The organism is Thermococcus sp. P6 (assembly GCF_002214525.1).
In the GTDB taxonomy this organism is placed as follows: Archaea; Methanobacteriota_B; Thermococci; order Thermococcales; family Thermococcaceae; genus Thermococcus.
In genome coordinates this window covers 276,551-298,755 of record NZ_CP015104.1, presented here as the reverse complement: position 1 = coordinate 298,755, position 22,205 = coordinate 276,551, and the positions used below count along the sequence as shown (strand labels likewise).

The 22,205-nt window shown below is 54.9% G+C and carries 19 protein-coding genes; 9 read left to right on the top strand and 10 right to left on the bottom strand.

What is annotated here, in order from left to right; translation table 11 throughout:
* The first annotated feature begins 3 nt into the window (after positions 1–3).
* Complete coding sequence (gene malP / locus A3L12_RS01595) at positions 4–2,514, top strand: maltodextrin phosphorylase (RefSeq protein ID WP_394335080.1); 2,511 nt, start codon at positions 4–6, stop codon at positions 2,512–2,514.
* A gap of 90 nt (positions 2,515–2,604) precedes the next feature.
* Positions 2,605–3,894 carry a sodium-dependent transporter gene (locus tag A3L12_RS01590; protein WP_088881978.1) on the top strand — a complete coding sequence of 430 codons (1,290 nt, stop codon included), beginning with the start codon at positions 2,605–2,607 and terminating at the stop codon, positions 3,892–3,894.
* Between the two features lie 42 nt (positions 3,895–3,936).
* Here the strand turns inward: A3L12_RS01590 and A3L12_RS01585 are convergent, their stop codons facing one another.
* From A3L12_RS01585 to hpkA, 5 genes are all read right to left on the bottom strand, one after another.
* Positions 3,937–5,655, bottom strand: a complete 1,719-nt coding sequence (locus tag A3L12_RS01585) for a glutamate--tRNA ligase (RefSeq protein ID WP_088883191.1) — start codon at positions 5,653–5,655, stop codon at positions 3,937–3,939.
* 71 nt (positions 5,656–5,726) lie between these two features.
* Positions 5,727–7,106: a DNA primase DnaG gene (gene dnaG / locus A3L12_RS01580; protein WP_088881977.1), complete on the bottom strand. Its 1,380-nt coding sequence runs from the start codon at positions 7,104–7,106 to the stop codon at positions 5,727–5,729.
* Positions 7,103–7,504, bottom strand: a complete 402-nt coding sequence (locus A3L12_RS01575) for a toprim domain-containing protein (protein WP_088881976.1) — start codon at positions 7,502–7,504, stop codon at positions 7,103–7,105. Before A3L12_RS01575 ends, dnaG begins: the two co-directional genes overlap by 4 nt.
* A 67-nt stretch (positions 7,505–7,571) precedes the next feature.
* Positions 7,572–8,846, bottom strand: coding sequence for a TIGR04013 family B12-binding domain/radical SAM domain-containing protein (locus tag A3L12_RS01570; RefSeq protein ID WP_088881975.1), 1,275 nt, complete (start codon positions 8,844–8,846; stop codon positions 7,572–7,574).
* 63 nt (positions 8,847–8,909) lie between these two features.
* Positions 8,910–9,113, bottom strand: a complete 204-nt coding sequence (hpkA, locus tag A3L12_RS01565) for an archaeal histone HpkA (protein ID WP_088881974.1) — start codon at positions 9,111–9,113, stop codon at positions 8,910–8,912.
* 367 nt (positions 9,114–9,480) lie between these two features.
* On the opposite strand from hpkA, the gene rbcL reads away from it, so the two are divergent.
* Complete coding sequence (gene rbcL / locus A3L12_RS01560) at positions 9,481–10,815, top strand: type III ribulose-bisphosphate carboxylase (RefSeq protein ID WP_088881973.1); 1,335 nt, start codon at positions 9,481–9,483, stop codon at positions 10,813–10,815.
* Positions 10,816–10,989: 174 nt separating this feature from the next.
* Complete coding sequence (locus A3L12_RS01555; protein WP_088881972.1) at positions 10,990–11,586, top strand: ArsR family transcriptional regulator; 597 nt, start codon at positions 10,990–10,992, stop codon at positions 11,584–11,586.
* Between the two features lie 22 nt (positions 11,587–11,608).
* On the opposite strand, the gene A3L12_RS01550 is transcribed toward A3L12_RS01555, so the two are convergent.
* Positions 11,609–11,812: a 30S ribosomal protein S17e gene (locus tag A3L12_RS01550; protein ID WP_088881971.1), complete on the bottom strand. Its 204-nt coding sequence runs from the start codon at positions 11,810–11,812 to the stop codon at positions 11,609–11,611.
* Between the two features lie 129 nt (positions 11,813–11,941).
* Here A3L12_RS01550 and A3L12_RS01545 point away from each other — a divergent pair, with 129 nt between their 5' ends.
* The gene (locus A3L12_RS01545) at positions 11,942–12,358 is read left to right on the top strand and encodes a DUF371 domain-containing protein (protein ID WP_088881970.1); all 417 of its coding nucleotides are present in this window, start codon (positions 11,942–11,944) and stop codon (positions 12,356–12,358) included.
* On the opposite strand, the gene A3L12_RS01540 is transcribed toward A3L12_RS01545, so the two are convergent.
* Genes A3L12_RS01540 through A3L12_RS01530 form a run of 3 tightly spaced genes read right to left on the bottom strand, consistent with a single transcriptional unit; the run spans position 12,348 to position 16,529 of the window.
* Positions 12,348–13,274, bottom strand: coding sequence for a DUF835 domain-containing protein (locus A3L12_RS01540; RefSeq protein ID WP_088881969.1), 927 nt, complete (start codon positions 13,272–13,274; stop codon positions 12,348–12,350). The genes A3L12_RS01545 and A3L12_RS01540 overlap by 11 nt on opposite strands.
* A gap of 28 nt (positions 13,275–13,302) precedes the next feature.
* Entirely contained in the window at positions 13,303–15,054 is a 1,752-nt protein-coding gene (locus tag A3L12_RS01535; RefSeq protein ID WP_088881968.1) for a glycogen debranching N-terminal domain-containing protein, read from the bottom strand.
* Positions 15,051–16,529, bottom strand: coding sequence for an L-fucose/L-arabinose isomerase family protein (locus tag A3L12_RS01530; protein WP_088881967.1), 1,479 nt, complete (start codon positions 16,527–16,529; stop codon positions 15,051–15,053). The genes A3L12_RS01535 and A3L12_RS01530 overlap by 4 nt, the downstream gene beginning before the upstream one ends.
* A 68-nt stretch (positions 16,530–16,597) precedes the next feature.
* Here A3L12_RS01530 and A3L12_RS01525 point away from each other — a divergent pair, with 68 nt between their 5' ends.
* Positions 16,598–17,548 (top strand): carbohydrate kinase, encoded by a 951-nt coding sequence (locus tag A3L12_RS01525; protein ID WP_088881966.1) that lies wholly within the window; start codon positions 16,598–16,600, stop codon positions 17,546–17,548.
* On the opposite strand, the gene A3L12_RS01520 is transcribed toward A3L12_RS01525, so the two are convergent.
* On the bottom strand, positions 17,527–18,669 hold the full coding sequence (locus A3L12_RS01520) for a glycosyltransferase (RefSeq protein ID WP_088881965.1): 1,143 nt from the start codon (positions 18,667–18,669) through the stop codon (positions 17,527–17,529). The genes A3L12_RS01525 and A3L12_RS01520 overlap by 22 nt on opposite strands.
* Before the next feature lie 89 nt (positions 18,670–18,758).
* Here A3L12_RS01520 and A3L12_RS01515 point away from each other — a divergent pair, with 89 nt between their 5' ends.
* From A3L12_RS01515 to A3L12_RS01505, 3 genes are all read left to right on the top strand, one after another.
* Positions 18,759–19,766 carry a Gfo/Idh/MocA family protein gene (locus tag A3L12_RS01515; protein ID WP_088881964.1) on the top strand — a complete coding sequence of 336 codons (1,008 nt, stop codon included), beginning with the start codon at positions 18,759–18,761 and terminating at the stop codon, positions 19,764–19,766.
* On the top strand, positions 19,763–20,776 hold the full coding sequence (locus A3L12_RS01510; RefSeq protein WP_088881963.1) for a Gfo/Idh/MocA family protein: 1,014 nt from the start codon (positions 19,763–19,765) through the stop codon (positions 20,774–20,776). Before A3L12_RS01515 ends, A3L12_RS01510 begins: the two co-directional genes overlap by 4 nt.
* 98 nt (positions 20,777–20,874) lie before the next feature.
* Positions 20,875–22,194 carry an ABC transporter substrate-binding protein gene (locus tag A3L12_RS01505; protein ID WP_088881962.1) on the top strand — a complete coding sequence of 440 codons (1,320 nt, stop codon included), beginning with the start codon at positions 20,875–20,877 and terminating at the stop codon, positions 22,192–22,194.
* The last annotated feature ends 11 nt before the right edge of the window (positions 22,195–22,205 follow it).

Genomic DNA, 22,205 nt, shown 5'->3' with positions numbered 1-22,205 from the left:
ACAATGATACAGGTGATGTGCATGAGCGAAGGTTTCAGGACGGAAGATGTAATCAGGGAGAAACTGCCTTACCCGCTGAGGGATCTGGCGGAGCTGGCTTACAACTACTGGTGGAGCTGGAACAGGCGCGCCACGAAACTCTGGGAGTACATCGACCCCGAGCTCTGGGCCGAGTATAAGAACCCTGTTAAACTCCTTCTCGAGGTCCCCAGAGCCCGTTTCAAAGAGCTCATCAACGACGACAACTTCATGAACCTGCACGAGCTTGTTATGGACCAGTTTGAGCACTACATGAACCCCGCCTCAACATGGTTCTCCACGAACTACCCGAAGTGGGACAAACCCATAGTTTACCTTTGCATGGAGTACGGTATAAGCAGGAGCCTTCCCATCTACTCGGGCGGCCTCGGAATCCTTGCCGGGGACCACGTGAAGACGGCGAGCGATCTCGGACTCCCCTTCATAGCCGTTGGCCTCCTCTACAAGCACGGCTACTTCAGACAGGAGATCGATAAAAACGGAAGGCAGATTGAAGTGTTCCCCGACTACAGGCCCGAGGAGATGCCCCTGAAGCCCGTCCTTAACGGGGAGGGAAAACCCCTCCTGATAGAGGTTCCGATAGAGGACAGAGTCGTTTACGCGAGGGCCTTTGAGGTCACCGTTGGCAGGGTGAAGATGTACCTTCTCGATACGGACGTGCCCGAGAACAGTCCCGGGGACAGGAGCATATGCGACTACCTCTACAACGCCGAGATGGACAGGAGGATCAAGCAGGAGATACTCCTCGGAATCGGGGGTATGAGACTCCTCAAAAGCCTTGGAATAGAACCGGGCGTAGTTCATCTCAACGAGGGACATCCCGCCTTTGCGAACCTCCAGAGGATGGCGTGGTACATGGAGGAAGGGTTAACCTTCACCGAGGCCCTCAGCATAGTACGGGGAACGACGGTCTTCACAACCCACACACCCGTTCCTGCAGGCCACGACAGGTTTCCGATGGAGGAGGTTAAAAAGCGCCTCTCAGGCTTCCTAGCCGGAAGGGAAGAACTTCTGGAGCTCGGAAGGGAGGGAGATCAGCTTAACATGACCCTCCTTGCAATACGGACTTCGAGCTACGTCAACGGCGTAAGCAAACTTCACGCGGAGGTCAGCAAGAGGATGTGGAAGGACCTCTGGCCGGGGGTTCCAATAGACGAGATACCCATAGAGGGAATAACCAACGGTATCCACACCATGACGTGGGTTCACAACGAGATTAAGAAGCTCTTCGACCGCTACCTCGGGCGGGTCTGGAGGGAGCACACGAACATCGAAGGCATCTGGTACGCGGTTGAGAGGATTCCGGACGAGGAGCTCTGGGCGACACATCTCGAGGCCAAGAGGGAGCTGGTAAACCTGCTCAGGAAGAAGGCCATCGAAAGGAACAAACGCCTTGGAACAAACGATCCCCTGCCCGAGATCGACGAGAACGCCCTTATAATTGGCTTTGCCAGACGCTTCGCAACCTACAAGAGGGCCACCCTCCTCTTCACCGATCTCGAGAGGCTGAAGAGGATTCTCAACAACCCCGAAAGACCCGTTTACCTGATCTTCGGTGGAAAGGCCCACCCCATGGACGAGGCGGGTAAGGAGTTCCTGAGGAGGGTTTACGAGGTCAGCCAGATGCCCGGGTTCAAGGGGAAGATATTCCTCGTGGAGAACTACGACATGGGGACCGCGAGGCTCATGGTGGCGGGCGTTGACGTCTGGCTCAACACCCCGAGGAGGCCCATGGAGGCCAGCGGAACGAGCGGCATGAAGGCGGGCCTTAACGGCGTCCTCAACGCGAGCATCTACGATGGATGGTGGGTCGAGGGCTACAACGGCAAGAACGGCTGGGTCGTGGGGGAGGAAACAACGGAACCCGAGACGGAAGAGGACGACCCCAAGGACGCACAGTCCCTCTACAACCTGCTTGAGCGGGAGATAGTGCCGGTCTACTACTCCAACCGTGACAGATGGGTTTACATGATGAAGGAGAGCATCAAGAGCATAGCGCCCCTCTTCAGCACCCACAGGATGGTAAAGGAGTACATGGACAGGTTCTACTCGAAGGCCATGAGCAACTACATCTGGCTGACGAGGGAGAACTATCAGGGAGCCCGGGAGATAGCCGCGTGGAAGGACCGAGTCACGGCATCGTGGGACAAGGTGAAGATCGAGGAGGTCAGGGTGAAGGAGGGGAACGTCCTCGAGGTCTCGCTGTACCTCGACGGCCTGAACCCCGAGGACGTTAAGGTTGAACTCTACTACGGTGTCAGCGTCAATGGTCAGCCTGTGGAGAGGCCGCACATCATAGAGCTCAGGCATCCAAAGAGGCTCGAGGGAGACAGATGGCTCTACACCTACGAGGGGAGCGCGTTAAGGCACTTCGGTGAGGAGTGCTGGCATTATTCGGTAAGGGTCTATCCACATCACGAGAAGCTCCCCCACAGGTTCCTCCTCGGTCTGGTCAAATGGGCGGATCTCGGGTGAAATCCTTTTTGTTTTTCCCCATTAGCTGATCCAAAATAGTTTTTTAGGACCCGGCACTTACCCGGTCCGATGGATTCGGGAGGGTGAAACATGGACGATGTCAAAAAGTGGACGGTCTACCTGATCTTTCTGGTTGGAGGTTTCGCCACCGGAATCGGAAGTATAGGCCTGTTTCCACAGATGTGGCTCAGGTACGGTCTGACGGGACTGGTGGTGCACCTGCTGTTCCTCGGGCTGTTCACCTACGTGGCCGTAGCGGAAACGGAGAGGGCCCTGAAGTCCGGCTACCACTTCGTGGAGCTGTACACCAAGCTGGCAAGGAGAAGGGCGATGATCATCTCCATACTAATGACCATCATCATCTTTCTGTCCTACTACACGGCCAACACGATGCTCTCCATACTGTCACCACTGCTGGGAACCGGAACGGTTGGAAGGCTAATTGCAAAGATACTCATGATCCTACTGATCCTCCTCGTCCTAACACGTGCTAAGGAGAAGTCCTTCGCCATAATGGCCGTCGGCTCGCTGATTCTTGTGATCGCCGTAATTGTGACGGCTGTGGAGTTTAAAGTCCAGATACCTGAAAACGCCACCTATCTGGGACTGGCCAAGCATATGCTCGTTGAGAGGCAACCGTTGAGCATGAACCTCATAAAGGACACCGCAGAGAGGGCGGTCTACGCGGTCGGCCTTGGATTCGCCTTCTACCTCATGATAGGAAGCTTCCTCAACGAGAGGTTCAACGCCAGGCTGATCGTAGGTGCCGGGGTTCTGCTCCAGCTCCTGATCGGGTTGCTCTCGACGCTCGCGGTGGTCTACTCCATAGCGCCGGCAAGCCCCGAAAGGCTTCTGACATACGTTTACGGCGGAGAGGAGGGATCAATCGCCCTGATGGGGGACCTGCCGAACATCCTCAAGGATTACCCGACGCTCCTGATCCTGATAGGCATCTCGGTTTTCTTCGCAGGACTGACGAGCATCCTGCCCATAGCGGAAGTGGGGCTTCAGATAACCCAATCGCTGTTCAGGATGGGGAGGAACAGGGCAACGACCTATCTCCTTGGGATAGCCCTTGCCGTTGGGATTCTGGATTCACCACCCTCAATAGCCGACATGGCCCTTCAGGCCGTGACGGTGTCGCTGTTCTTCACGGCGATATACGAGCTCTGGCCGGTGCTGACCTCGGGGGAAGCGTCCCTGACAAGGGGAGCAGGCATTCTTGCGGCTTTGATATTTGCAGCAGGGGGCCTCTACGCCCTGATAGCTACCTTCCGACACGGGGGGATCTACATCGTCTCGGGGATACTCGCCATAATCATCATCGGCTTTGGGTTCCTCGGGGACGAACTGCTCCCGACTTCGCCGGAGGAAACCTGAGGCGTCTTTTTTCTATTCCCTTAGAAGAAGTAAAAAAGCTTATCACCTGTGGGCAAAGATCCCCACGACCTTTTCCCCGACCTCGTCGATTCTTACGAAGCCGAAGCGCTCGAACTGAACGATATCATCAACCCTGACATCAGCGTCCTTCTCCAGGAGGCCCTTCCTGATCAGCAGTTCATCCCCCTCCGGAACGATAACCTCACAGGGCTTTCCTTCGGGGACCCAGTGAACCATCCTCCAGCGGTTCTCTCTGGCCACCTCGTAGTCCATGCTGTGGAACCTCGCCCTGATCCTTCCCCCTTCTACTTCGGTGATCTCAACGTTGAAGAGATCCTTCAGGCGAACGAAGGATCCGGGTTTAAAGAGCTCCATGTCGTCTCTGGAGACGTAAAGCGGCTTTCCGGGTTCGAACCTCAGCCTCCTCACTCCCCTCTCCGGATGGTCCGGGTGAAGGGGTATCTCGGCGGTGAAGCCCTCGTCGTAACCCTCGACGTGCATCTCCACCGGATCTGCAACGAAGAAGTACCTGTTGGCCAGCGGCTCGACGATGCGCCTGTTGATGGCCGCGAGGTTGTCCCAGCTCACGGTGGTGTCGCTCCTCTTAACCCCAACCTTCACGATAAGCTCCCTTATGGCCTCGGGCCTTATTCCGCGCCGTTTTAAGGCACGGATGGTTCCAAGCCTCGGATCGTCCCAGCCGAGGTATTTGCCTTCCTGAATTCCCTTCCTCGTCTTTGACTTGCTCAGCACAACCCCCTCAATGCTGAGCCTTCCGTGGTGGACCGTGACGGGATACTCCCATCCAAAGTGGTCGTAGATGTAGCGCTGTCTCGTTTCGTTCTCGGCATGCTCCTGACCGCGGAATATGTGGGTAACCCCGAGCTCGTGGTCGTCTATGGCCGAAGCGAAGTTGTAGAGGGGCCAGACGCGGTATCTGTTCCCGGTGCGTGGATGGTTGGGGTTGTCTATTATTCTCAGGGCCGGCCAGTCCCTCACGGCTGGATTCGGATGGTTCAGATCAGTTTTTATCCTGACGACGGCTTCTCCCTCACGATATTCACCGTTGAGCATTTTCCTCCAGCGTTCGAGCTGAACCTCCACCGGTTCATCCCTGTGGGGACAGGCTATGCCCCTGTTGCGCAGCTCCCGGAACTCCTCCGGTTTGCAGGTGCAGACGTAGGCCTTTCCGTCCCTTATGAGCTCTTCCGCGTATTTGTAGTAGATTTCCAGCCTGTCGCTGGCCATGTGCACCTCGTCCACCTTAAAGCCGAGCCATCTGAGGTCCTCAATTATCCAGTCGTAGAACTTCGGCTCGGGCCTTTTGACCTTCGGATCCGTATCATCAAAGCGGAGTATGAACTTTCCTCCGTAGAGCCTCGCGTACTCGTGGCTCAGGATAGCGGCTCTGGCGTTTCCGAGATGGAAGGCGCCGTCAGGATTGGGGGCAAAACGGGTGACGACCTTTCCTTTTTCAGCTTTTGGAAGGGGCGGAAGGCCCTTTTTCTCTTCCTTCCTGTCCTCCTTTGATTCAAAAAACTCCGGGTGAAGTTCCCTCAGCCGGGCTTCCTGCTCTCTTAAGTTCATAGCGTTAACCTTCTCAACGATCTCCCCGACGAGGGGAATCAGCTCCCTCGCCCGGGACCTCAACCCGGGATTTTCGCCCAGAACCTTTCCCATAACGGCTTTGGGATTGGCCTTTCCCCCGTGGGTGTAAGCGTTTATGAGCGCGTATTTCAGTATGAGCTCCTCCAGGTTCATTCTCCTCACCGGGAAGAGAAGGGAAAAGCCGGTTATAAAGTTGTCCCTAAAGAAGATAAGAAGGGAGAGCTTCACTCCGCGAAGGTGATTATCTTCAGGTTGACCGGTCTCCTGACGACGTTGTATTTCCTCGCCCCGACGAGGTAATTAACGTTGCCCTCGCTGACGATGTCGATGAGGCGCTGGGTTATAACACCGTTGAAAACAACCGCGTGGACGTCTTTGCGCTTCTTGAGCTGGCTGGTGAGCTCTCTGACGGGTACCTCGGCAACGACGTTCCTGTCCTTATCGAGGAGAAGTGCGGTCGATTCCCTTGCGGATTTAACCTTCTCTATGAAACCTTTGAACTCATCCAGCCTGCCGGAGGATGAGGGCTGTATGGGTTTGATGACCCTTTCCGCGGTTTCGGGTTTCTCTTCAGGCTTCTTTCCCGTTTCTGAAATTCTTCGCTCCGGAGCGGATTTTTCCTCCCGCTCTTTCTCCCCTGAGTTCGCCCTCTCTTTCTCCCTGACTACGTCGTAGAAGTTCCTTCCCTTGTAGAATATCTCGGTTATGACCTGCTCGGCCGGAACCTTGCTCCTGAGGGCCTTAACCAGCTCCTTCTTTGTGAGCTCCTCGACTTCCTTGCCCTCCGGCGCACGGGCCACGTAATCAACGTCGGCAACCTGAAGGAGCTCCTTGAGTATGAGCTCCCCGCCGCGATCGCCGTCGGTAAAGGCCGTGACTATCCTCTCCTTGCTGAGCTTTATGATCGTTTCAGGAACCGAAGTCCCCTCGACGGCTATCGCGTTCTTTATGCCGTGCTTGAGCAGGTTAAGGACGTCGGCCCGTCCCTCGACCACGATTATCGAGTCTGAGAAGGGCACGTGCGGGCCGGCCGGAAGCTTCTCGGGACCGTACTCGATCAGCTCCTTTGCCCGTACCGCCTTTTTGACCTCCTCGGTGAGCTCCTGAGTTTCGGGTATCTCCTGATCCATGAGGTTCTCGAGTATCTCCTTGGCCCTCTCTATGATGTACTTCCTCTTGGTCGCGCGGACGTCCTCGATGCGGAGAACCTTTATTCTGGCCTCCGCTGGTCCGACGCGGTCAATGGTCTCGAGGGTCGCCGCGAGTATCGACGTTTCAATCCTGTCAAGGCTCGAGGGTACAGTTATAGTTCCGTAGGTTTTTCCCGCTTTGGTGTGAACCTCAACCCTTATCCTTCCGATCCTGCCCGTTTTTTGAAGCTCCCTGAGATCGAGATCGTCACCAAGAAGGCCCTCGGTCTGGCCAAAAATGGCGCCAACAACGTCAGGTCTTTCAACAACACCGTTTGCTTCAAACTCTGCGTAGATTACGTATTTGGTGGTTCCAAATTCATCCTTGGCTGACATACCATCACCATCCTTCCTTTTTTCAAACTTCCGCTTTTCCGTCAAAACCTGATGTAACACCGCTTTCTTTCTCTTCATCGAAACCCCTCCGGACGGGGGCCAGAAACGGAGACGACCTTAAGGTAGAGGCTGTAAAGCTCCTCGATCCCCTTGATGTCCTTCTTTAGTATTCTCTTGAGTTCCCTGCGCGTTTCTGAGTCAACCCTGCAGGGGTAACCCTCCAGATACCTGAGGAGCTTCCCCGCGAGTTCCTCGCCCTTCCTGTCGAAGTCCGTAAGTATCATGACCTCTTTATGAGATGACGCGATGAGCGCGACTTCCGTTAGCGGGAGGCGTGAGAGCCTTATTATCTCCGATCTGACCCCCAGATTCCTCAGAGCCACTTCGTCTCGCAGGCCCTCAACTATGAGGGCTCCCTCAAACTCTCGCAGTTTATCTATAAGCTCCAGGAATCTTTTATAGTTTTCGGCGTACATGGGCCTGCTTGATGACCTGAGGAAGTGGTTATAAATCTATTGGACGAACTTCAAGAGCCCGCGGGAGTCAACAAACGTTCCTTACCGGCACCGTACGACTCATGGGTTCTTCGTAAAACTCCTCGATGAGTTTCTGGAGCTTTCTGGAAAGTTCCATCTGCATCCCCCACGAACCCTCGATCCTGCCCTTTGAAGCCATCCTTCCGAGGAAGCGCTTCATCTCATCGCTCAGGGGGCTTGGTCTGCAGCGTGCCCACGGGGTTCCCGGGAGGGGCATGAAGTAGTGCGCCCGGACCTTCCCGCCCCTTGAGAGTATCCACCTCATCAGTTCAATGCTCCTGCGCTGGGCCTCTTCGGTTTCGTTGGGCAGGCCCACGATGAAATCCACAACGGGCTCGAAGCCGTACTCCACCATGTAATCAACCGCCCGCATAACCTCCTCAATCCCGTGAAGCCTGTGCATGGCCTTCAGCATGGCATCGTCACCGCTCTGTGCTCCGATGGCCAGCCTCCTGTTGTCGGCGTAGTCTATGAGCAGTTCGAGGGTTTCCGGTATCACGAACTCAGGTCTGACCTCGCTCGGAAAGGTGCCGTAGAATAACCTTCTGCCCTCTTTCCTCAAAGGCTGGAGTGCCCTGAGGAGGGCCTCGAGTTTGTTGAGCTTTAGAATAGCCCCGGGACTTCCGTAAGCGAAGGCGTTTGGTGTTATGTAGCGCATGTCCCTCATCCTGTGCGAGTACTTTACGATCTGGTCTATCGGCCGGTGTCTCATTCTGAAACCCTTGACGTAGGGCGTCTGGCAGTAGTAACAGCTGAAGGGACATCCCCGGCTTATTTCAATCGGCGATATCAGGCGAAGGCTTTCCGGGTATGGGGGAAAACGCCAGAAATCCTCAACTCTGGCGAATCCGGTAAAGACGAACCGGCCGTTGAGATAAAAGGCCAGCCCCTTAACCCCGAGGAGTTCCTTTGTAATCCTGTAACCGGTCCCTCTGAGCGTGGTCAGGAGATGGTGTATAACCTCCTCCCCCTCCCCGATTACCGCGATGTCGAAGCCGAGCCGGTTCAGGGTATGCCTTGGCATCGCTATGGCATGATAACCTCCCGCCACGAGAACCGCACCCTGCCCCTTGAGGAGCCTGACCTCCTCGGCCAGGGGTCCCCATATCTCCTCGGTGAAGAAGGAGTAGAGGACAACTCTGGGTTTTGCCCGGAGTATCTCCCTGAAATCCCGGGTTATGAGGAGGTCGCTCAGATCGAAACCCTGACCCTCGAGGGCCCCAAGAAGGTGCACGAAGGCGTTGTGATTGCGCTTCGTCAGTCGGACAGCTATCTCGGGCATGGATATGCACGCGGAAGGCAGGTATAAAAATCTGACGAATTACAAAAAGGAGAAGAAGGGCTTTCAGGCTTTGAGGGCGAGTTTTATGTCCTCGGCCTTGACGGTCTTCCTGCCAGCGTGGTGGGCAAAGTCCACAGCCTTCCTGGCTATCTCAATAGCATGCTCCTCAAGGTGCTCGGCAAGAACCCTGGCAGCATCCTCACTAACACGGGCAGCACCAGCCTTCCTAATCAACCTGTCCACCGGAGCAATCGGCAACTCAGCCATCCACAACACCTCCATAACGTTGTCTGCAGATATCTGCGTTTTATTCTATGAAGGAAGGCCTATTTAAACCTTTCGGAAACGGGACATTCTAAAGACGGTAATCGACCTTTTTTGGGTATGTCCTTGAGAACTCCAGCATTCCTCAGGTGATGAGTTACCGAAAGTTCAGTGCCAGCTTTAGAGGGGTTTTTGAAAGCCTCCTGTAGATAACCGAAATTTAACTCATGGGCCTTGAGAGGTAGCGAAGATTCCGGGCTTTCTCCGAAAAAGCACCCCGGAGAAGACCCCTAAGGATGAAACACCCGGATTTGCACCATAGGCTTTTTATATGCCGGCGTTCATTCAACGTTCATAGGGAGGTGAAAGTATGGGTGAAAAGTTCGATAAGATATACGACTACTACGTTGACAAAAGCTATGAACCCAACAGGAAAAGGGACATCGTGGCCGTTTTCCGGGTTACTCCAGCTGAAGGGTACACCATAGAGGCTGCTGCTGGCGGTGTCGCTGCTGAAAGTTCCACTGGAACCTGGACAACGCTCTACCCGTGGTACGAGGAGGAAAGATGGGCCGATCTTTCAGCCAAAGCTTACGACTTTCACGACATGGGTGACGGGAGCTGGGTCGTGAGGATAGCCTATCCCTTCCACGCCTTTGAGGAGGGCAACCTTCCCGGACTGCTCGCGAGCATAGCCGGAAACGTCTTCGGGATGAAGCGCGTCAAAGGGCTCCGCCTCGAGGATCTCTACTTCCCCGAGAAACTCATCAGGGAGTTTCAGGGCCCGGCGTTCGGTATCGAAGGAGTAAGAAAAATGCTCGAAATCAAGGATAGGCCTCTCTACGGCGTGGTTCCAAAGCCAAAGGTCGGCTATTCCCCCGAGGAGTTCGAGAAGCTCGCCTACGACCTGCTCTCCAACGGTGCCGATTACATAAAGGACGACGAGAACCTCACAAGTCCATGGTACAACCGCTTCGACCGTAGGGCCGAGATAATGGCGGATGTGATCGAGAGGGTCGAGAACGAGACCGGCGAGAGGAAGACGTGGTTCGCCAACGTAACCGCCCCGCTCCTTGAGATGGAACGCAGGCTCGAGGTTCTGGCCGATCTCGGTCTCAAGCACGCTATGGTTGACGTCGTGATTACCGGCTGGGGCGCGCTGGAGTACATAACGGACCTCGCGGCCGATTACGGTCTGGCGGTTCACGCCCACCGGGCGATGCACGCGGCCTTAGACAGGAATCCCTACCATGGAATATCGATGTTCGTCCTGGCAAAGCTTTTCAGGCTCACCGGCGTCGACCAGCTTCACGTTGGAACCGCTGGAGCCGGAAAGCTCGAAGGCGGAAGGTGGGACGTCATACAGAACGCGAGGATACTGAGGGAGAAGCACTACAGGCCCGATGAGAACGACGTCTTCCACATGGAGCAGAGGTTCTACAGCATAAAGCCCGCGTTTCCGGTTAGCTCAGGTGGACTGCACCCCGGCAACATCGAGCCGGTCATCGAGGCCCTTGGAAAGAACATCGTTCTACAGCTCGGCGGTGGAACGATAGGCCATCCAGACGGACCAGCAGCTGGAGCCAGAGCGGCAAGACAGGCGATAGATGCCATCATGCAGGGAATACCCCTCGACGAGTACGCAAAGACCCACAGGGAACTTGCAAGGGCCCTGGAAAAGTGGGGCCACGTGACGCCCGTCTGAGCCGGCCGTTCTTCCGTTTCTTTTTGAGTGTTGAAGTAATCTGCTTTTTCAACCGTTGGCACTTTCTCCCTGGATTCCCACGTTCTCCATTTTTGTCGAAGGGTTAATCCCGGACTGACCGAAAAGCTTAAAGGGATATTTTTTTACATTAGGTTAGGTAAAGGGGGTGAGACCATGGAATCAAATAAGCGCATGGGAAAACTGCTCGATGTACTTGGAAACGAAACCCGAAGGCGCATACTCGTCCTCCTTACCCGGAGGCCCTATTACGTGAGCGAGCTCAGTCAGGAACTCGGAATCGGACAGAAGGCCGTGCTCGAGCACCTCAGGATACTCGAGAACGCCGGTCTCATAGAGTCGAGGATCGAGAGGATACCCCGGGGCAGACCGAGGAAGTACTACGCAATAAAGGGCGGCTTCCGACTTGAGGTCCTGCTCACGCCCTACGCCTTCGGTACGGAGATGTACGAACCAAAAACCCCGGGAAAGGGGGAAGAGTACGATCGTGCGAGGAGGCTCATAAAGTCCACAGAACCCATCGAGACGAAGATGGACGAACTTCTTGACTTCCTCGCGGAGACGCGGGAGAGGATAGCCGAGCTCACTAGGATGAAGCGGGAGCTGGAGGAGGTTCGTCTCCTCACCGAGACCTACATCGAGAACCTCCTCAGGCGCGTTGCTCAGGAGAACGAGAGGGAGTTTGAGAGACTCATTAAGGAGTTACACTCCAAACTCCCGAAGAAGGTACTCGAAGATCTCGAGGGCTTTTAGGAAAGGGCAAAAGTGAGAGGGATCAGAGCATCTTGCCCTCTTCCTTCATCCTCACGAGCTTGGTTATGTAACCCGCTATCCTGTTTCTGATGGTCTTGCTCGTGACGTTGGTCAGCTCCTCGACCTTTTTCTTGTTGTGCTCGAAATCCCTGCTGAACTCGTGGGGATACCGGTTAAACAGCTCGCGGGCAGTCCTTTTGATGAACATCTGCTTGATGTTTCCCATAATCATCCCTCCTTGGTCCAACTCTAAAGACCGTAACCCACATCATTTAAAGCCTTTTAAAGGTTTTCCCGGGGGAGGGGGAGGCTTCCGAAGTAGGGGTTTATAAACAATCACGTTTTAAGCTCAGGCATGCTGAGGGAGGTCATCCACTGCCGCGGTCACAGGAACGTCAGGGCGATCCACGGGTCCACCCTGGAGTTCACGAAGGAGGATTACCTCACCCCGAGGGGAGATTGCATACTGTGCGTTGGAGCCGATAGGGGGATAAAAGAGTTCAGCGATGACTTTAAAAGGGCCTTAAAAACCGGGAGGAAGCTTTTGATAAGGATAAAGGCCGGGAATATGGTGGATGAGGTCCTCGCGGAGGGGAGCCCCGACCTGATCCTTGATCACGAGTATTCCATGGTCGTCAGGAAGAGCGACTACGTGGATGCCAGAACCATCGCGGTGAGATCCAACAAAGCCGCAAGGGACATAAACAGAAAACTCGTGGCCCTTCTAAAAAGGCCAGAAACGGAGGTCGAAGTGGAGCTCATTATCCTTTAGGTTGATCGTTCTTTTTTCCTTCCCGTTTCGCTTTTTCTCCATCCGTCCCTTCCGTGAATTCCTTCTTTGAAATGACACCGAAGAGGGCCACATCTGCCTTTGATAGTGCTTTCTCAACGTTCAGGGGAGGCAGTTCCCTCCTTAGAATCGAAAGCTGGGTTTTCTCAAGGGCCTCCTCATCGATTACAACCACAAGCGTGGACCCGTTCATTACCATATAATCCTTCAGGGTGGAGAGGAACTTCATAACGCTCCTGAAGTCGTTGTAGAGCAGGAAGTGCTCGATTCCGTCAACGATCACGAGCGCGCCTCTTTTTCCAGAAATGAAGTTCATTATCTCGCTCTGGAGGACGTGGAGCTTGGCGGGATCGACGGAGCCCGGGGCGTCTATTCTGGTTACCCATATCCTCCCGTCGAACCTTTCGCATCCCTTGGCAGTATGATCCCTTCCGACGTAAAGGGTCGTTGTGGCGAGCCTGCACAGTGGGGCTATCCTTGAAAGATCCGAGACGGAGATCGTAAAACCGCCCGCGGGCAAGGGATTCTCCCCTTTCTCGGGGGGTTCCACAGAAGGTGCAGATTTTTTGGAAGCCGTTGAGTAGATCTGGTTACGGAGAAGCCTGAGGAGGAAGAAGATGGCCGAAAGGAGGGAGAAGTAAGCGAGGGGGAAGAAGATTGCCATGGTCCACCACAGTTTGCGCTCCGTTAGCGAATCCACCATCACCCCCACGCATCCCAGCATGGAAAAGACGCTTGAGATGAGCGTGAGACGGGCGATTCTTCTCGAGAGCGGGAGTTTAGAGTACCTGAGGTAGTAATATGACCTGTAGGCCGCGACGGTTGAGATGAACAGCAGGGAGGCACCCATGAGGAGGCCCCATAGGTTGTAGATGTCCGTGTCCATAGGCTCTCCCATTCTCACTTAGGGTTCCCATCTTTTAAAGTTACTCCCTGATCTTCCCCAGTCCGCGAACCGATGCCGTTAGGAACGCGAAGACGCTCGCAGCACTCCAGACCTGAGGGGAGTTGGCCCTCGGGACGGGAACGAGTTCGTCAAGCCCGCTGTACAGCTCGGGAAGCTCCCTTCCGGGCATGAGCCTTGCGGCATTCAAAACCCTGTTCGCGAGTTCTTCAGCGAGATCGACCCTTCCAATCCTCGCGAGTCCAAGGGCTATGAGCGCGTTGTCGTGGGGCCATACGCTTCCACGGTGGTAACTGAATGGATCGTACGCTTCTTCCTTTGAGCTCAGCGTTCTTATCCCGTATCTGGACAGGATGTCCCTCTGGAATAACCTCTCCGCGATCTTCTCCTGCTCCTCCGCTATGCCCGTTAGTAGAAGATGCCCCATGTTGGACGATACCGGTCGAAGGGGCCTTCCGTCCCCGTCGAGCGCGAGGGCGTAGTGAGATCCGAGCCAGAAGTCGCGATTGAACCTCTCCCCCAGCTCCTCCGCCATGTCCATTAACTTATCCCTATCGAACTCCGTCAGTTCAAGCTCCCCGGCAAGGTTGAGGGCCCTGTAGGCATAGCCCTGCACCTCAACGAGCGCTATCGGTGGCTTGGGGGCATTCCCCTTTTCATCAACTATGCCATCCCTCGAGTCCTTCCATCCCTTGTTGCCGAGTATTCCCGGAACGTAGGTTACGTAGCCCTTTTCGAGCTTTTTAATGATCCATTCCAGAGCGGCGGTAAGCTCCGGCTTCAGCTCCTCGATGAGTCCCCTATCTCCGGTCTGGAGCAAGTATTCGCCCGCGAGTACAACGTACAGGGGCGTTGTATCCACCGCACCGTAGTAGGGCGCAAAGGGAACCTTCCCGGACCGGGCAAGCTCCCCGAAGCGGAACTCGTGGGGTATCTTTCCGGGTTCCTCCTCGTTCTCCGGGTTGTTCCTCCTTCCCTGCAGCCATCCAAAGAACCTGAGCGTTCCGGCGGCATATTCGGGATAGTAGGGCAGGAGGAAGAGGGAGGCTATTATGGCGTCCCTTCCGAAGGGACAGGCAAAGTAGGGGATCCCGGCGAGGGGAACGGGTCCAAAACGCGTGAATAGGGTGAGCGCGTTGATGTTCTCCACGGCCTTCTCGATTATTACGTCAATCTTCGGAGAACCGGTCGAGATGGGGTTCTCTATGGCCTTCCCACCATCGAGGAGTACCTCATTAGCCTCGATTTCAGGAACGAATCTAACGTGGAGAACGGCCTTTTCGGCTGGGGGTATCTTTAATTCCGGGGTGAGAACGCTTCCCCGCCTTGACATGTTGGTCTCGACTTTGAGGGTTCTCCCTTCACCGGGGCTTCCCCTTGAATGAACTCCATCGACGGGAGCTATAGCCTCTCCGCCCTTAAGCCCCATGAATCCCCTCACCTGAAACACGTCCTCGATCGGTGCCTCGTAGGAGTAGCCCACCCGGACCTCAAGCGGTTCGCCGGATGCGTTGTAGAAGGTAAACCTCTCCTCGTAAGTCCGGTTGAGTCTTCTCGATCTTACCAGAACTCCCTTTTCACCGAGGGAAAAGTACGAAACCGCCCGGTTGAAGGTCGACGATGTTCCGATGAGCTTCACTCTGGGCAGTACCTCCAGCTTGATCTTCCTTACAAACCGGGTATCGAGGAGGTAAAAGCCGTCGTAAGTGGAGTGCATGTCCCCGGATTCATCCGTCAAAACGAAGGCCCCGTTGCTTCCGAGAACCGTCCTCATGGATATCCCTCAAGGAAGGACCTTACCTCCCCTTCATCCCCGAGGTTTACGGCCCTTATTCCCCAGAGCCTCGCAACGAACTCCAGTTCCTTCCTGTAATCCCCGGGAACCAGCGATAGGTGGTTGGAGCCCATAGCCGAGATGAAGGTTTCTCCGTCGAGGGGGTTCCTTATGGCCGTGTGAGGCCACTGTTTGCCCCACTTAAGAGCCCTCTCGATCCCTTCACCTATCTCAACCCCCTCACCGAGGAAGTAGAGCAGGTAATACTTCCCGGCACGACGCACGAGCCGGGCCACGGTGAACTGGGCGGGAGGGGTTCTGTAGGTCAGCGCGCCCCCGCTCTTTCCCTGACACTGTCCCTGAATTAAAGTGGCTCCCAGATTTTCCTCGGGATTCTCGCTCAGCCTCGCGTAGTAGAGGGAAGATGCACCGCAGTTGGCTATGAGCACGAGATCGTCGTTAACGTACTTTATGTCCCCGAAGAGGGGTGGCTTTCCGCTTAAATAGAAGAGGAGGGCCGAACTTACGGTGCCCTTAACGTCTCCCTCACACGTCGCGGGGATTATCTCCTTCTTCCCTTCGGCGTCGAGGTTGAAGGGAAAGAACGCAGGGATCAGACATGCGGTGGTTCCGTATACCTCGCTCAGCTCCGGCTGGCATTTTATGGAGACGGCCGAGACATCCCCGTACTCCCCGTAGATATCCTTCGCCGCCAGATAAAGGGCTATCTGCCTTCTAAGCACTTCAGGCGTCAGCATACGACCGTCGAACTTCACACCGGTCTTCTCTTTCAGCCAGTCGTAAAACCCATCCACGCGTGCCGGTTCCTCCGAGAGGATCCACTCCGCTTTCCTCACCAGAACGTACTGATCGACCATCACGAAGTCGCCGACCATCCTTTTAAGTCCCGGGAGATCATCCATGAGGTGCTCCATTCCGAGGGTGTACGGTGCTCCCCAGAGGAGAATAGACTTCCTTGAGAGCTTTGAAACGGCCTCTGCAGCCCTCCCCCACGCTTTGACCTTTTCCACATCCCCCTTAATCCTCGTGTGGTGAACCGCGTGGTGGTTAAGGGCGCTTTCCCAGAGGGATGCACCGACGGAGGTTATGCACGTCGTTCCGGCCCATGACATGTCGTCGTCAGCGTAGAGGAGCAACGGCCTGTTCACCTCCTTTGCAAGGAGCGTTACGAGGTTGCTCTCCGTCCAGTGCCAGAGACCGATAATCACGCCGCTCACATCTTTTGAGTTTATGATTTTCGAAGCCTCAACGACCTCATCCTTGCTCTCAATACCGAAGTTGCCCCCGTTATGGAAGCTTTCCACTTTGCCCAGCTTTTCGTTAACATCGAGAACATCGAATCCCCCTTTTCCAAGGGCATCGACCAGTTCCCCATGCTTCACAAGGAGTGCCCTTTCTCTCTCCGTGGAAAGGGAGGTTTTTCTTGGATCCGTGAATGTTGCAACAGCCAGCATGCCATCACCGTAGAGGGTACTCAAAAAAGCATATAACGCTTGTCGTTGAACTACGTAGGGGTGTGTCTATGATATTTGCGATAGGTGAGGTCCTCATCGATTTTATTGCCGTGGAGGAGGGCCCGTTAAAGGGCGTTGCGAGCTTCGAGAAGCATCCCGGTGGCGCCCCCGCCAACGTTCTCGTTGGGCTGTCCCGTCTGGGTGTGGGGAGTGCTCTGATAAGCAAGGTCGGTGATGATCCCTTCGGGGCTTTTCTGCTCGAGGAACTTCGCAGGGAGGGAGTGGATACATCCCATGTTGCCGTCGATGGGGAAAAGCACACCGGGGTTGTCTTCGTCCAGCTGATGGGTGCAAAGCCCGAGTTCATCCTCTACGATGGCGTTGCCTACTTCAACCTGAAACCGGAGGACGTTGACGTTTCGCTCCTTGAGAAAGCAGAGGGCGTTCACTTTGGAAGCGTGCTCTTCGCCCGGGAGCCGTCCCGTTCAACGCTGTTCCGGGTTTTGAAGGAACTTAAAGGGAAGATTCCATTGAGCTACGACGTTAACGTAAGGCCCGACCTCTGGCGAGGAAGGGAGGAGCCGCTTAAGGACATTGAGAGGGCACTGGAGCTGGCCGATATAGTTAAGATCGGTGATGAGGAGCTCGAATTTCTCGAAAGGAACGGGGTTGACGTTCTGGATTTTGACTTCAGGCTCCTCGCGATCACGCGCGGTGGTAAGGGGAGCGAGCTGGTCCACGAGGGGATTAAAGTTGAAGTTCCGGCCTACAGGGTCGAGCCCGTGGACACTACCGGAGCTGGGGATGCCTTTATGGCTGCCCTTTTAGCTTCACTCAATCACACGGGCAAAATGGGGAATTTTGAGCTCGATGAAGGGGAGCTTTACAGAATGGGCCGTTTCGCGAACCTTGTGGCGGCCCTCTCAACCCTGAAGAGGGGGGCATGGAGCGTTCCAAAACTGGAGGAGATAAAGTCAATGGAAGAGGTGGAAGAAATCTACCAGCGCTCCAGAAGATAGTCCTTCTCCTCGAGAAAGACCTTTGCCCTCTCCTCTATCAGTTTTTCGGCTTCGAGAGTGCTCATGTCCATCGTTTTTCTAACGAAATCGGCCGTTTTTGCGAAGTAGAGTGGAACGAGTGGCTCCGCCTCCCCGAGGATTCTATTCTTATACGCCACCGCTCCGTCGTAGAGGACGTGGCTCCAGAGGATATCATCGAAGTCAAAAGTCTTTAAAGCCTTTTTAATGCCCTCAAAGGTTTCCTCTGAGAGTGCCCTCTTTAAAACCTGCTCTTTCTGCATGAAGAGCTCTTTTGCCCTTATTTTGAGCAGCTCCACCGTTACTTTCACAGGCTCCGGCTCCCCCTTCATGGCTTCCCCCCACAGGGGAACCTCTTCGATTTTTCTAACGTCCTTCCACCTGTCCTCGTATTTCTCCATGAGCATGAACAGAGTTCCAACCACCTGATTGAACATCGGACCCAGAGAGGCGGCGGGATCCTTGGGGTCGTGTATCTTCATCCCAAGGGCGGCCTGTGTGACTTTAAAACCCTCGGCTATTGCCGTTGTTGTCAAAAATATGTCCACCCCAAACCGGGCTACGTTTGTCTTCCATACATCCTCGTCTCCGAGATACACCTCGAAGAGCCCTGCACTCACCCCAAAATCGCCCCCTATCGGCTGTCTTATGTTCTTCCCGTAGAGGGAAGCTGTCATGGGGTAGGCTATGTTGTTGGTTATGGTTCCATCGTATTTGTGCCTTATGTAGTAGGGGGCGACAAAATCGTAACCCTCCTCAATCGGCCTGGCAAACTTGTATATCCATTCAGGGGTTATGCTCCTCAAATCGCTGTCAACAAAAACGAGGACATCCGCTTCTCTCTCACGTGCAAACTCCATGAGCTCCTTCATGGCACTTCCCTTCCCGGGAATGGGCCACCTGTAAACGAAGCTGTGGACTTCCACCCCTTCGGGGACTCTGGTTTTTAGAACCGCTTCCCTCGTGCCGTCCCTGCTTCCCCCGTCGGCGTTGACCACCATCCCTCCACCGAAGTACCTCTTCAGCCCTTCGGCGGCCTGTTTCACAACGAAGGAAATGGTTTCCGCGTTGTTGTAGCTGGGAATTCCAACGATCACCCTCATACCTTTCCCTCCTAACTTACAACCATCCAAAGTGGTTTATCCTGAAAAAGGTTATATACCTTTCGACCTTAATGAAACGGGTGAATCCCGTGAGGCTGAAGGTGGGAGTGATAGGCTGTGGAAACATATTCAACCTCGCCCACAAAAACGCACTGAAGAAGATCGAGGGGGTTGAGGTTGTAGCCTGCATGGACGTGGATCCCTCAAGGGCCGAGGAGGGTGCCAGAGAGTTTGGGGCAAAGGCCTTCACGGACCTCGACGAGTTCCTTGGTATGGACTTGGATGTGGTCGAAGTGCTGACCCCAACCTACACCCACGCCGGGCTAACCATTTCGGCCCTCAAAGCCGGAAAGCACGTGATAGTGGAGAAACCGATAGCCCGCACCCCCGAAGAGGGCGAGAAGATGATAAGAACCGCAGAGAAGGAAGGCCTCCATCTCTTCGTCGGCCACGTGAGGCGTTTTGACCCGCGCTGGGTTCAGATGAAGGAGATCATAAGGAAGCGCAACGTACTGCCTGTTCACATCAGAAAGACGGAGGTCCAGAACCTTCCCTTCCCATCGGACTACTGGTACTGGGATGAGAGCAAGAGCGGCGGTGTCACCATCGACCTCGGCGTTCACGTTACCGATTTCCTGCGCTGGTTCTTTGAAAGCGAACCGATGAGCGTTTACGCCGTTGGAAAGGCGATAAAGAATGAGGCAAAGGCGAACGGAACCTTTGATCACGTCGTCATGATGATAAGATTCGAGGGCGACAAAACCGGGATAGCGGAGGTGAGCTGGGCCTATCCCTATCCCAGTCGCTACGGGGTGTTCTACCATCACGTTGATGTGATAGGCAAGAACGGCAGGATACGCTACACCCCCATGGACACTCCGATGGTCGGCGTTGCCAAGGCGGAGTTCGAGATGCCCCGGTTCTCACCGCTCCTTTCGACGTTTCCCGAGGCCTTTGAACGGGAACTGAGGCACTTCTTCAACTGCATCAGGGAAAAGGAAGAGCCCGTGGTTACCGCTGAGGATGCACTCGTCGCCCTGAGGATGGCGGAGAGTGCAGGAGAGAGCGCCCGGAAGGGGGAGGTGGTTGAGTTATGAAGAAGCTCAACTTCGGAATCATAAGCTACGCCCATCCTCATGCCCTCCGCTTTGCCTCGATGATCGCCGGTGGAAGGAGGACGAAGCTCGTTGCCATCTCGGGAGACGGTTCGAATTCAGACGTTGCCAGGGCCGAGGCAAAGAAGTACGGGGCGAAGTTTTACAGGACTTACGAGGGCCTTCTGAAGAACGAAAAGGTGGAGGCGGTTTACATCGGTGTTGAAACCTACAGACACAAAGAAATAGCCATCAGGGCAGCGGAGGAAGGCAAGCACATACTCCTCGAGAAGCCAATTGCACTAACGCTCGACGACGCGGACGAGATAATAAAGGCCGCGAGAAGGGCCGGTGTCAAGCTCATGCTACCCTTCAATCCACGCTTCACGGGTCCCCTGAGAAAGGCCAAGGAGATGATAGACAACGGTGAAATAGGTCTTCTTGAGTACATACAGGCGATTTCCGAAAACGTGAAGCCACCGATATTTCTGGAAGGGCTTGACATGAGCTGGTTTCTGGACAGGGAAAAGTCCGGGGGCGGGGGCTTCATGGACACGGCACCCCACGGCGTTGACTCCCTGCTCTGGCTGACCGGAGACCTTCCAAAAAAAGTCCATGCAGACATAGGTTCCAAGGTGTACGGTTTTCCGGTGGACGACATCGGAACGGCAATCCTCGAGTTCAGAAGGGGTGTTCTGGCGGTTCTAACGGCAGGCTGGGGCAATCCACGGGGGTACTCCTACGGTGTGGAGATGAAGTACTACCTCGTTGGTAGGGAGGGCTTCCTCGACGTCAGAACGGCCTATCCGGACTTCACAGTCTATCAGGAGAGGGCTGAGAAGATATACTGGGACCGGCCGGACATCAGGGGGATAGTGAATTCCTTCACCGATGCCGTCCTAAAGGACGAGGAACCACCGGTTACCGGTGAAGATGCCAGAAGGAACCTCGCGATAATACTTTCAGCCTACGAGTCCTCAAGGCTGGGGAAAGCGATAAAGCTCGACCTCTGATAACTTTTACTTTTTAATACAACCACTTCAAGTGGTTTTAAGCACAAATCTTATATACCAAAGTCCACATAGGTTACGTGAAGTACTTATATGGGGTGATGTTCGTGAGGAAGCTGTTTGGAGCTCTGTTGGTGGCCGTGGTGCTCTTCGGTGTAGCGGCCAGCGGATGCATAAGTGGCGGTGGAACGACATCGAGTCCGACGCAAACCACGAAGACGGAGGTAACACTCAACTGGCTTTCGACCCAGCTGAACCCTCCGGAAGAGCAGAATTTTGTTAAGGACCAGCTTCTGCCGGACTTTACGAGTGAGACCGGAATAAAGGTGAACTTCGTGCCCATATCCTACAGTGACATGGTTACGAGGCTTGAGGGTGAGGAGAAGACCGGGAAGGTCACCATAGATGTGATAGGCGATTTACACGGTGGTATGGATTACATGAACTCAAAGGGATGGCTCGAGGATCTAAGTAACATGCCCAAACTCAAGAATAGAACCTTCATAAGCACCTTCGAGGAGTACTCCAAGATAAACGGAAAGAAGGTCTACGTCCCGTGGATGAGCGCCACCTACGTTATGGTGGTCAACAAGGATGCCTTCAAGTACCTTCCCGATGGGCTAACGAAAGAGGACGTCATGAAGGGAACCGACAAGTGGACGTACGATGCCCTTCTCCAGTGGGCAAAGAACCTCAAAGAGGCAACGGGACGACCCCAGCTCGGCTTCCCGGCCGGACCCAAGGGACTCTTCGTCAGGTTCCTCCACGGCTACATCTATCCGTCCTACACCGGATACGAGGCAAAGGAGTTCGACAGCCCGGATGCTGTGAAGATGTGGAACTACCTAAAGGACCTCTGGCCCTACGTGCACCCCTCGAGCACAACCTGGGATGCCATGGCCGATTCCCTCCTGAAGGGTGAGGTCCTTATAGCGTGGGATCACACGGCGAGAATTAAGAACGCCATAGAGACAAAGCCCGACCAGTTCGTCGTCGTTCCCGTTCCCAGGGGACCGAAGGGAAGGGGCTTCATCGTTGTTCTCGCGGGTCTGGCCATTCCAAAGGGAGCACCCCACAAAGACGAGGCATGGAAGCTCATAGACTACCTCACAAGGCCTGAAACGCAGGTCAAAGTTCTCGAAAAGGTTGGATTCTTCCCGACCGTTAAGGAAGCCAGTGGAGCTTTACCCGAGGGACCGCTAAAGATTCTCGCCGAAGGCGTGACGGCACAGTCCAGCACCTCCGATGCACTGGTGGTTATGATACCGAACCTCGGAAGCAAGGGCGGGCAGTTCAAGGAGTACTACAAGCAGGCGTTCGAAAGGATAGTCCTCAACAACGAGGACCCGGCGAGCGTTACCAAGGAGATCAAGCCCAAGCTGATCCAGCTGTTCACCGACGCTGGAATCCAAGTGCCGTGAAGGAGGAAGCC

What these genes read in the sequence shown, in the direction of transcription:
- A3L12_RS01510 (WP_088881963.1), top strand. Translation starts at nt 19,763, where the DNA reads ATGAAGAAGCTCAACTTCGGAATCATAAGCTACGCCCATCCTCATGCC.
- A3L12_RS01585 (WP_088883191.1), bottom strand. Translation starts at nt 5,655, where the DNA reads ATGAACCTGGAGGAGCTCATACTGAAATACGCGCTCATAAACGCTTAC.
- A3L12_RS01555 (WP_088881972.1), top strand. Translation starts at nt 10,990, where the DNA reads ATGGAATCAAATAAGCGCATGGGAAAACTGCTCGATGTACTTGGAAAC.
- A3L12_RS01570 (WP_088881975.1), bottom strand. Translation starts at nt 8,846, where the DNA reads ATGCCCGAGATAGCTGTCCGACTGACGAAGCGCAATCACAACGCCTTC.
- malP (WP_394335080.1), top strand. Translation starts at nt 4, where the DNA reads ATGATACAGGTGATGTGCATGAGCGAAGGTTTCAGGACGGAAGATGTA.
- A3L12_RS01550 (WP_088881971.1), bottom strand. Translation starts at nt 11,812, where the DNA reads ATGGGAAACATCAAGCAGATGTTCATCAAAAGGACTGCCCGCGAGCTG.
- A3L12_RS01525 (WP_088881966.1), top strand. Translation starts at nt 16,598, where the DNA reads ATGATATTTGCGATAGGTGAGGTCCTCATCGATTTTATTGCCGTGGAG.
- A3L12_RS01540 (WP_088881969.1), bottom strand. Translation starts at nt 13,274, where the DNA reads ATGGGAGAGCCTATGGACACGGACATCTACAACCTATGGGGCCTCCTC.
- A3L12_RS01545 (WP_088881970.1), top strand. Translation starts at nt 11,942, where the DNA reads ATGCTGAGGGAGGTCATCCACTGCCGCGGTCACAGGAACGTCAGGGCG.
- A3L12_RS01575 (WP_088881976.1), bottom strand. Translation starts at nt 7,504, where the DNA reads ATGTACGCCGAAAACTATAAAAGATTCCTGGAGCTTATAGATAAACTG.
- hpkA (WP_088881974.1), bottom strand. Translation starts at nt 9,113, where the DNA reads ATGGCTGAGTTGCCGATTGCTCCGGTGGACAGGTTGATTAGGAAGGCT.
- rbcL (WP_088881973.1), top strand. Translation starts at nt 9,481, where the DNA reads ATGGGTGAAAAGTTCGATAAGATATACGACTACTACGTTGACAAAAGC.
- dnaG (WP_088881977.1), bottom strand. Translation starts at nt 7,106, where the DNA reads ATGAAGAGAAAGAAAGCGGTGTTACATCAGGTTTTGACGGAAAAGCGG.
- A3L12_RS01520 (WP_088881965.1), bottom strand. Translation starts at nt 18,669, where the DNA reads ATGAGGGTGATCGTTGGAATTCCCAGCTACAACAACGCGGAAACCATT.
- A3L12_RS01590 (WP_088881978.1), top strand. Translation starts at nt 2,605, where the DNA reads ATGGACGATGTCAAAAAGTGGACGGTCTACCTGATCTTTCTGGTTGGA.
- A3L12_RS01535 (WP_088881968.1), bottom strand. Translation starts at nt 15,054, where the DNA reads ATGAGGACGGTTCTCGGAAGCAACGGGGCCTTCGTTTTGACGGATGAA.
- A3L12_RS01530 (WP_088881967.1), bottom strand. Translation starts at nt 16,529, where the DNA reads ATGCTGGCTGTTGCAACATTCACGGATCCAAGAAAAACCTCCCTTTCC.
- A3L12_RS01505 (WP_088881962.1), top strand. Translation starts at nt 20,875, where the DNA reads ATGTTCGTGAGGAAGCTGTTTGGAGCTCTGTTGGTGGCCGTGGTGCTC.